Origin of the sequence: Rhizobium sp. BR 314 (assembly GCF_047445805.1) — a bacterium.
GTDB classification, from domain to species: domain Bacteria; phylum Pseudomonadota; class Alphaproteobacteria; order Rhizobiales; family Rhizobiaceae; genus Rhizobium; species Rhizobium lusitanum_B.
Genome location: NZ_JARWLA010000098.1, coordinates 1 through 2,366 on the forward strand (window position 1 = coordinate 1; position 2,366 = coordinate 2,366).

Below are 2,366 nucleotides of genomic sequence, written 5' to 3' on the forward strand. Positions count from 1 at the left end.
GATTGTGACGGCACGTTCGCTGCTCGCTTCCCGCAGCACATAGGCTCCCCGTGCGCAGCGATTGATGCCGTCACGCTGGGCGCGCAGTTGCGGGACATTCTGCCGCGAGAGCGCCAAAACCGACGGCGTGTTCTTGCTGGTTATTGCAAGATCCCAGCATTCCAGCGTCTCGATGGTGTCGGCCGGCCGGAATACATGCAAGTTCGGCATTGCCCTGAGGCTGGCAAGATGCTCGACCGGCTGGTGCGTCGGACCGTCTTCGCCAAGACCGATCGAGTCATGCGTCATCACGAAGATAGAGCGGACGCCCATCAGAGCCGCCACACGAATGGCATTGCGGCAATAATCCGAGAAGACGAGGAACGTGCCACCATAGGGTATGACGCCGCCGTGAGCCGCCATACCGTTCATCGCGGCGGCCATGGCAAACTCTCTAACGCCATAGCTGACATACCGCCCGCTTGCAGCGGCGGTGAAATCGCTGTCGACGGCCGGAACCCGGGTCAAGTTTGAGTGGGTGAGGTCAGCGGACCCGCCGATCATTTCCGGAAGCAGCTCCGTCAGCGCTTCCAGTGCGATCTGGCTTGCCTTACGCGTTGCCACTGATTGCGGCTTGTCGAGCAGCTTTGCCTTGGCGGCGTTGACCGCTTCCTCATATCGCGCTGGCAATGAGCCGGCGGTGCGGCGTTCAAACTCACTTCTGACATCTGCGCCCGCTGCTTCGAGCCGCGCTTGCCAGTCCTTGCGCGCCTTGGCGCCCTTCGCGCCGACTTCGCGCCAAGTTTTGAGGATTGGAGCAGGAATCTCGAAAGTGTCCGCCGTCCAGCCATAGACTGCCTTCGTCGCGGCGGCTTCGCTGGCGCCGAGCGGTGCACCATGTACGGAGCTTGTTCCTGCCCTTGACGGAGAGCCGTATCCAATGATGGTTTTCAGGGCTATGAGGGATGGTCTGGATCCTTCCGCCTTCGCCTGCGAGATCGCCGCGTCGATCGCATCCGGATCATGACCGTCAACGCGCTGCGTGTGCCATCCGTAGGCGTCGAACCTCGCGAGCACATCTTCCGAAAACGCGATTGCGGTCGAGCCGTCGATGGTGATGGAGTTGTCGTCGTAAAGGACGATCAACTTGCCGAGCTGCAGGTGGCCGGCCAGCGAAGCAGCTTCCTGACCAACACCTTCCATGAGACACCCATCTCCACAGAAAACGTAGGTCCGGTGATCGACAAGCGCTGCGCCAAATTCGGTTGATAGGCGCCGCTCCGCGATAGCCATTCCGACAGCCGACGCGATCCCCTGTCCGAGCGGCCCGGTGGTCGTCTCGACGCCAGCGGTGTGCCCGTATTCGGGATGACCTGGCGTTTTGGAGCCCCATTGGCGGAAGTTGCGAACCTGCTCAATCGTCATGTCTTCGTACCCGGTGAGGTGCAGAAGGCTGTAGAGCAGCATCGAGCCATGGCCGTTCGACAGGACGAAACGATCGCGGTCCGGCCAGCCAGGTTCGCTTGAATCGAACTTGAGGTGCCGGCCGAACAGCACCGCCGCCGCATCAGCCATGCCCATGGGCATTCCGGGGTGCCCGGACTTTGCGGCCTCAACCGCGTCGATCGACAGGACACGGATAGCGTTCGCGAGATCGCGGATCGAAACTGCTGCTGTCAATTCTTCCTCCCTCATAAACCGCGACTAATGTGGCGCACTTTTCTGGATATCACAATATCGAAACACAAAATAACGTATTATATACGACAAACATAACAATATCACATTCCGCTGCAAAAAGTCTGCCCATCGACATCATACCTCATACCTTATACCTCTCTATTTGCGCAATAGCTTTTATTTGACTACCGCGTCGATCGGGAGCCGTAAGGATCGTTCCGGGTCGATTTCATGGGGGCGGTCTGCCTCGATCCGTTTGGTGGCAAACGGACAAGACGACCACCGTGATGAATACCGCGTTGGGCACTCACGGTGGTTGAAACCATCCCAAATGCGGGATGCTCAATTCGGCTCGCCGATGTTTCCCGACATTTCTTCAGTTGACAGCTTTTACAAATGCATTAACGTATACGTTATTGAATTCGAGGAACTCAATAGGCCTTAAAGGGAGGAACCGAAATGCCTATGACGATGCGCAAGTCCCTACAGATGATCGCCCTTGCCACTGCCCTCGGCGGCAGCGCTGCCTATGCGCCGAGCGCCTTCGCGATCGATGTCGATAAACAGATCAAGGATATTGAAAGTCACCCGGCAAGCGGGCCCAACGGCGAAAAAGCGACCCTCGCGAGCGACCTGAAGCTATCCGCCGAAGAGATCGAAAAGATCAAGGCGAAGCATGCCAAAGCGGCCATTGTGATGCACTACAC

General features: G+C 58.2%; 1 protein-coding gene and 1 pseudogene. One reads left to right on the top strand and one right to left on the bottom strand.

The window, feature by feature from the left end:
* Positions 1-1,674 (bottom strand): transketolase (gene tkt, locus QD461_RS36505; RefSeq protein WP_414091627.1); only part of this gene is annotated, 1,674 nt, incomplete at its 3' end.
* A gap of 474 nt (positions 1,675-2,148) precedes the next feature.
* On the opposite strand from tkt, the pseudogene QD461_RS36510 reads away from it, so the two are divergent.
* Positions 2,149-2,366 (top strand): annotated as a pseudogene (locus QD461_RS36510) (sugar ABC transporter substrate-binding protein); the annotation flags it as partial.